The 6,677-nt window shown below is 67.9% G+C and carries 6 protein-coding genes and 1 pseudogene; 4 read left to right on the forward strand and 3 right to left on the reverse strand.

The window, feature by feature from the left end; translation table 11 throughout:
• Positions 1 to 1,709, forward strand: a 1,709-nt coding sequence (gene acs / locus H0W38_RS13345) for an acetate--CoA ligase (RefSeq protein WP_292454809.1), incomplete at its 5' end; no start/stop codon positions are given.
• Positions 1,710 to 1,775: 66 nt separating this feature from the next.
• On the opposite strand, the gene H0W38_RS13350 is transcribed toward acs, so the two are convergent.
• Positions 1,776 to 2,084, reverse strand: a complete 309-nt coding sequence (locus H0W38_RS13350) for a c-type cytochrome (protein ID WP_292454811.1) — start codon at positions 2,082 to 2,084, stop codon at positions 1,776 to 1,778.
• A 103-nt stretch (positions 2,085 to 2,187) separates the two neighbouring features.
• Here H0W38_RS13350 and H0W38_RS22115 point away from each other — a divergent pair, with 103 nt between their 5' ends.
• Entirely contained in the window at positions 2,188 to 2,631 is a 444-nt protein-coding gene (locus tag H0W38_RS22115) for a TIGR04438 family Trp-rich protein (protein ID WP_367162062.1), read from the forward strand.
• Positions 2,632 to 2,734: 103 nt separating this feature from the next.
• Here the strand turns inward: H0W38_RS22115 and ilvD are convergent, their stop codons facing one another.
• Positions 2,735 to 4,411 carry a dihydroxy-acid dehydratase gene (gene ilvD, locus H0W38_RS13360; protein WP_292454813.1) on the reverse strand — a complete coding sequence of 559 codons (1,677 nt, stop codon included), beginning with the start codon at positions 4,409 to 4,411 and terminating at the stop codon, positions 2,735 to 2,737.
• Between the two features lie 87 nt (positions 4,412 to 4,498).
• Here ilvD and H0W38_RS13365 point away from each other — a divergent pair, with 87 nt between their 5' ends.
• Together H0W38_RS13365 and lgt are read left to right on the forward strand one after the other, a co-directional pair.
• Positions 4,499 to 5,455, forward strand: coding sequence for a LysR family transcriptional regulator (locus H0W38_RS13365; RefSeq protein ID WP_292454815.1), 957 nt, complete (start codon positions 4,499 to 4,501; stop codon positions 5,453 to 5,455).
• A gap of 54 nt (positions 5,456 to 5,509) precedes the next feature.
• Positions 5,510 to 6,310, forward strand: coding sequence for a prolipoprotein diacylglyceryl transferase (gene lgt, locus H0W38_RS13370; protein ID WP_292454818.1), 801 nt, complete (start codon positions 5,510 to 5,512; stop codon positions 6,308 to 6,310).
• 167 nt (positions 6,311 to 6,477) lie between these two features.
• On the opposite strand, the pseudogene H0W38_RS13375 reads toward lgt, so the two are convergent.
• Positions 6,478 to 6,677 (reverse strand): annotated as a pseudogene (locus H0W38_RS13375) (ABC transporter ATP-binding protein); the annotation flags it as partial.

Here is a 6,677-nt window from a genome sequence, read left to right on the forward strand (position 1 = left end):
AGCGCGGCCTGGGCGACAAGACGGCGATCATCTTCGAGGCCGACGACGGGCAGGTCACCCGCACCAGCTACAAGGAGCTGCTGGCGCTGACCTGCCGGCTCGCCAACGGCCTCAAGAGCAAGGGAGTGAAGAAGGGCGACCGCGTCGTCATCTACATGTCGATGTCGGTCGAGGGCGTGGCGGCGATGCAGGCCTGCGCGCGCATCGGCGCGCCGCACTCGGTGGTGTTCGGCGGCTTCTCGGCGCAATCGCTGCGCGACCGCATCAACGACACCGGCGCCGTGATGGTGCTCACCGCCGACCAGCAGCTGCGCGGCGGCAAGCAGTTGCCGCTCAAGGCCATCGTCGACGAGGCCATCGCCCTCGGCGGCTGCGAGAGCGTGAAGAGCGTGGTCGTGGTCAAGCGCACCGGTGCCGACATCGCCTTGGACGGCTCGCGAGACGTCTGGATGAGCGATCTGCTGTCCGGTCAGGCCGAGACCTGCGAGCCGGAATGGGTCGGCGCCGAGCACCCGCTCTTTCTGCTGTACACCTCCGGCTCGACCGGCAAGCCCAAGGGCGTGCAGCACTCCACCGGCGGCTATCTGCTGCACGCGGCGCTGACCACGAAGTGGACCTTCGACCTCAAGCCCGACGACGTGTTCTGGTGCACGGCCGACATCGGCTGGGTCACCGGCCACACCTACATCACCTACGGGCCGCTGGCACTCGGCGGCACGGAAGTGGTGTTCGAAGGCGTGCCCACGTATCCGGACGCCGGGCGTTTCTGGAAGACGATCGAAAAGCACAAGGTGACCGTGTTCTACACCGCGCCGACCGCGATCCGCTCGCTCATCAAGGCGGCGGAGGGCACCGCACAGGCGCACCCGCGCAACTACGACCTGACCAGCCTGCGCATCCTCGGCACCGTCGGCGAGCCGATCAATCCGGCCGCGTGGGAGTGGTACCACCAGCACATCGGCGGCGGCCGTTGCCCCGTCGTCGACACGTGGTGGCAGACGGAAACCGGCGGCCACATGATCACGCCGCTGCCGGGCGCCACACCGCTCGTTGCGGGCTCGTGCACCCTGCCTTTTCCCGGCATCACTGCCGCGATCGTCGACGAGACCGGCAAGGACGTGCCGAACGGGCAAGGCGGCATCCTGGTGGTCAAGAAGCCCTGGCCGGGGATGATCCGCAACATCTGGGGCGACCCCGAGCGCTTCAAGAAGAGCTACTACCCCGAAGACTTTCAGGGCCGCTACTACCTGGCAGGCGACGGTGCGATCCGTGATGCCGAGACCGGCTACTTCACCATCACCGGCCGCATCGACGATGTGCTCAACGTCAGCGGCCACCGCATGGGCACGATGGAAATCGAGAGCGCGCTGGTCTCGCACCGCGAGCTGGTGGCCGAGGCGGCGGTGGTCGGCCGGCCAGACGACACGACGGGCGAGGCCATCTGCGCCTTCGTCGTCCTCAAGCGTCCGCGCCCGACCGGCGAGGAAGCCAGGAAGATCGCCGCCGAGCTGCGCGCCTGGGTCGGCAAGGAGATCGGCCCCATCGCCAAGCCAAAAGACATCCGCTTCGGCGACAACCTGCCCAAGACGCGCAGCGGCAAGATCATGCGGCGCCTGCTGCGCTCCATTGCCCGGGGCGAAGCGATCACGCAGGACACTTCGACCCTGGAGAACCCGGCGATCCTGGAGCAGTTGTCGCAGGCCAACTGAGGCGGTTGCGGACCGCCAAAGACAAAGCCCGCACGAGCGGGCTTTTTCTTTTGGAACGGCGTCGGCTTACTTCGTGCCGAGCACCCACGTCACCAGTTGCTTGGCTTCCGCCTCGCTCACCTGGGGATTGGCGGGCATGGGAATCTGGCCCCACACGCCGGAGCCGCCTTTGAGTACCTTGGTCGTGAGGTTTGCAGCAGCGTCCTTGTCGCCGGCGTACTTGGCTGCCACGTCCTTGAAGCTGGGCCCGATCAGCTTCTTGTCCATGGCGTGACAGGCCATGCAGTTCTTCTTCTGTGCGAGTTCAGGACTGGCGAGCACGGGCGACGCAGCCAACATGCCAAGGAAGACACACAAGGAGGGCTTGAGCTTCATGACGTCCTTTCGGCGTGAATACCGGGGGGTTACAGTGACCGTCGCATTGTAGTGAGCGCGCGCCCGCCGCGGCTGACGCGATGCCAGAGGGAGAAGCCGTCGTATGTGGTTCGTGATTTCGGGTGTGCTGCTCATCGCGCTGAAGCTGGCGGATGCGGGCCCGTTCGGGGCCTGGTCGTGGTGGTGGGTGCTGTCGCCTTTCGCGCTGGCGACGGTCTGGTGGTGGTGGGCCGATTTCACCGGCTACACCAAGCGCCGCGAGATGGACAAGATGGACGCCAGGAAACTGGCACGCCGGCGCAAGTCGCTCGAGGCGCTGGGCCTGGACCCGCGGGCCTACGACAAACAGCAACGCAAGGCCATGGCCTTTCGCAATTCGCGCCAGCGCCAAGCCGACAAGGTGGAAGGCAAGCGCGGCGCCAAGCGCCAGGAGCAGCGCGACTCCATCCTGAGCAGCCGCTTCGACTCGGGCCACGCCAGCAGCGGGATCGACAGCGTGCAGGCCACCCAGCAAGCCACTCGACAGCCGGTGGACAGCAAACGCTGAATACATCGCGGGCGACCCGGCCCGAACAGCGAAACGGCGACCGCGGGGGTCGCCGTTTCGCTTTGCGCGCTTTGCGCTGCGGCGTATTTGCCCGCCGCGGCCGCTACCGGTCCAGCACCGCCCCGGTGCTGGCGCTCGAAGCATTCTTCGCGAACTTAGCGAGTACGCCCCGGGTGTAGCGCTGTGCGGGCGGCCGCCAGGCGGCGCGGCGCCGCGCCAGCTCGTCGTCTCCCACATTGAGCTGCAGCCTGAGCGTGTGCGCGTCGATGGTGATCGAGTCGCCCTCCTGCACGAGCGCGATGTTGCCGCCGGCCGCCGCTTCCGGCGCCACGTGGCCGACCACCATGCCCCAGGTGCCGCCGGAAAAGCGCCCGTCCGTGATGAGACCTACCGATTCGCCCAGGCCCTGGCCGATCAGCGCGCCGGTGGGGGCGAGCATCTCCGGCATGCCGGGCCCGCCCATGGGGCCGAGGTAGCGCAGCACCATCACGTCGCCGGCCTTGATCTGCTTGGCCATGATGGCCGCCAGCGCCGACTGCTCGTCGTCGAACACCCGCGCCGGGCCGGTAATGACGGGGTTCTTCAAGCCGGTGATCTTGGCCACGCAGCCTTCAGGTGAAAGATTGCCGCGCAGGATGGCGAGGTGGCCCTCGGCATACATCGGCTTGTCGATGGGGCGGATCACATCCTGGTCGGCGCGCGGCGCATCGGGCAGTTCGGCCAGGTTCTCGGCCACCGTCTTGCCGGTGATGGTGATGCAGTCGCCGTGCAGCAGGCCGGCGGCGAGCAGCGTCTTCATGACCTGCGGAATGCCGCCCGCGCGGTGCAGGTCCACCGCGAGGTAGCGGCCGCTGGGTTTCAGGTCGCACAGCACCGGCGTGCGGCGGCGCACGCGTTCGAAGTCGTCGATGGTCCACTCGACTTCGGCCGCATGGGCGATGGCGAGGAAATGCAGTACCGCATTGGTCGAGCCGCCCGTGGCCATGATGACGGCCACGGCGTTCTCGAGCGATCGGCGGTTGACGATGTCGCGCGGCTTGAGGTCCTTCTTCACCGCCTCGACCAGCACCCGCGATGCTTCCTTGGCGTTGCCGACGATCTCGTCGTGCACGTTGGCCATCGTGCTGGAGTACGGCAGCGACAGGCCCAGCGCCTCGAAGGACGAACTCATGGTGTTGGCGGTGTACATGCCGCCGCACGACCCGCTGCCCGGGATGGCGCGGCGCTCGATCTGGCAGAAGTCTTCCTCGCTCATGTTGCCGGCCGAGAACTGCCCGACCGCCTCGAACACGCTGACGATGTTGAGATCCTGGTCCTTGTAGCGGCCCGGCAGGATGGTGCCACCGTACACGTAGATGGACGGCACGTTGGCGCGCAGCATGCCCATCATGCCGCCCGGCATGTTCTTGTCGCAGCCGCCGACCACCAGAACGCCGTCCATCCACTGGCCGCCGACACAGGTCTCGATACAGTCGGCGATCACCTCACGCGAGACCAGCGAATATTTCATGCCCTCGGTGCCCATCGCCATGCCGTCGCTGATGGTCGGGGTGCCGAAGATCTGCGGGTTGCCGCCCGCCTCGCGAATGCCCTCCACCGCGGCGTCGGCGAGTTTCTGCAGGCCGGAGTTGCACGGCGTAATGGTCGAGTGCCCATTGGCCACGCCGATCATCGGTTTCTTGAAGTCGGCCTCCTGGTAGCCCATGGCGTAGTACATGGAGCGGTTCGGTGCACGGGCGACGCCCTCGGTGATGTTCTTCGATCGGCGGTTGCTGCTCATCGCGGTCTCCTTGACGAGGCGAAAGTATCGGCCGGGCCCAGGGTCTTGTCCAATATATGCAGCTCTGCTCATTGATATGCTGAGCAGATGAAAACCGGCCCTATCGACCTGCGTGCCTGGCGCCAGTTCGTGGCCGTGGCCGAGTTGCTGCACTTCGGCCGCGCGGCGGTACGGCTGGGCATGACGCAGCCGCCGCTGAGCATGGCGATCCAGCAGCTCGAGTGCCGACTCGGCGTGCGCCTGTTCGAGCGCAGCCGCCGCAGCGTCGCGCTCACGCCGGCGGGGGCGGCGCTGCTCGGCCCGGTGCGGGAGTGGCTGGCGCAGGGCGAAGCGCTGTCGGCCCGGGCCCGGGCCGCCGGCGGCGGCGAGGTCGGCCGTTTGCGGCTCGGCTTCGTATCGACGCTCGGCTTCGGCCCCTTGCCCGGTTGGCTGCGCGGCTTTCGCGAGCGTCATCCGGGCATCGAGATCGCCCTGCGCGAGGCCACCACCGATGTGCAGCGCGAGGCGTTCGCACAGGGCGAGCTGGACGCGGGCTTCATGCTGCACGCCGGCGGCATCGCAGCCGAGGTCGAGGTGCAGGGGCTCATGACGCTGCGCGTGTCCGAAGAGCCCTTGGTGCTGGCGCTGCCCGAGATGCACACGCTCGCCGCGGCACCGCGCCTCGGCCGCGCCGCGCTGCCGGCCCTGCTGACCGAGCCGCTGGTGATCTTTCCGCGCGCCGTGGCGCCTTCGCTGTTCGACGCGGTGCTCGCCTGCTATCACCGCCATGGAGCCGTCCCGGTCATTGCACAGGAAGCGATCCAGATGCAGACCATCGTCAACCTGGTCTCCGCCGGGCTCGGCATCGCCTGGGTGCCCGAGGCGATGACGCAGTTGCAGCGGCCCGGCGTCGTCTACCGGTCCTTGCCTGCCGCCCTGGCTGCCGCGGCGCCGCGCTGCCAGAGCAGCCTGGTGTGGCAGCGCGATGCGCCGGCCGTGGTGGACCGCTTCGTCGGCTTTGTCCGGGCGTCGCTGCGCGGTGCGCGGGCGGGCCGCGCCGCCTGAGCCTTCCGAGGCGCTCGGGTATCGTTCGCGGCCGCCCATTGCACCCTGCCGCCCATGCTCGTTCATCCGCAGTTCGACCCCATCGCCCTGGAACTCGGGCCGCTGGCCATTCACTGGTACGGCCTCACTTACCTGGCCGCGTTCGGGCTGTTCGTGTGGTTGGCGACGATCCGCGCGAACCGGCCGCCCTACAGCACCGCGGGCTGGACGCGCCGCGATGTCGAAGACCTGCTGTTCTACGGTGTGCTCGGCGTCATCGTCGGCGGGCGCATCGGCTACGTGCTGTTCTACAAACCCGGCTACTACGCCGACAACCCGCTCGAGGCGCTGGCCGTGTGGAAGGGCGGCATGGCCTTTCACGGCGGCATGCTCGGTGTGTTCGTGGCCATGGCGCTTTTCGCACGCGCGCGTGGTCGGCGATTCTTCGAAGTGACCGACCTGATCGCCCCCTGCGTGCCGACCGGGCTGGCCATGGGACGCCTGGGCAACTTCATCAACGGTGAGCTGTGGGGGCGCGCCGCAGATCCGTCGCTGCCCTGGGCCATGATCTACCCGCAGTCGGGCAGCAGCCTGCCGCGCCATCCATCGCCGCTGTACCAGTTCGCGCTCGAAGGCCTGTTGCTGTTCGCGTTGTTGTGGTGGTATGGGCGCAAACCGCGTGCGACAGGAAAGGTGTCGGGCGCGTTCCTCGTGGGCTATGGCGTGCTGCGCTTCATTGCCGAATATTTCCGCGAGCCCGACGCATTTCTCGGCCTGTTGGCCTGGAACCTGAGCATGGGTCAGTGGCTATGCCTGCCGATGGTCGCGGCCGGCGTGGCGATATGGGTGTGGGCTGACCGCCGAACCCAGGCTTGAACCGGGTTCGCGGTGTGGCTTGCACCGGACCGGTGCGAGAGGCATCAAAAAAACGCCCGGCCTGAGTGCCGGGCGTTGACAAAGGGCCGGGGCCCTGCTGAGGAGACAGCGACCGCGCTCCGAGAAGCGCCGTCGCCAGAGCACTGCAACTCGCGTGCCACGCGCGCTCAAGCGGCTTGGCGCTCCACGTGCCCGTGCCGCCGGTACAGGAAGTCGAGCACCTGCTTGCGACAGTGCACGTAGCCGGCGTCTTCGGCCAGCGCAACGCGGTCGCGGGGCCGGGCCAGATCGACGTGCAGCACCTCACCGATGGTGGCGGCCGGGCCGTTGGTCATCATGACGATGCGGTCGCTGAGCAGGACCGCCT

This window comes from Methylibium sp. (genome assembly GCF_013817365.1).
Taxonomy (GTDB): Bacteria; Pseudomonadota; Gammaproteobacteria; order Burkholderiales; family Burkholderiaceae_C; genus Methylibium.

What these genes read in the sequence shown, in the direction of transcription:
- H0W38_RS13350 (WP_292454811.1), bottom strand. Translation starts at nt 2,084, where the DNA reads ATGAAGCTCAAGCCCTCCTTGTGTGTCTTCCTTGGCATGTTGGCTGCG.
- H0W38_RS22115 (WP_367162062.1), top strand. Translation starts at nt 2,188, where the DNA reads ATGTGGTTCGTGATTTCGGGTGTGCTGCTCATCGCGCTGAAGCTGGCG.
- ilvD (WP_292454813.1), bottom strand. Translation starts at nt 4,411, where the DNA reads ATGAGCAGCAACCGCCGATCGAAGAACATCACCGAGGGCGTCGCCCGT.
- H0W38_RS13365 (WP_292454815.1), top strand. Translation starts at nt 4,499, where the DNA reads ATGAAAACCGGCCCTATCGACCTGCGTGCCTGGCGCCAGTTCGTGGCC.
- lgt (WP_292454818.1), top strand. Translation starts at nt 5,510, where the DNA reads ATGCTCGTTCATCCGCAGTTCGACCCCATCGCCCTGGAACTCGGGCCG.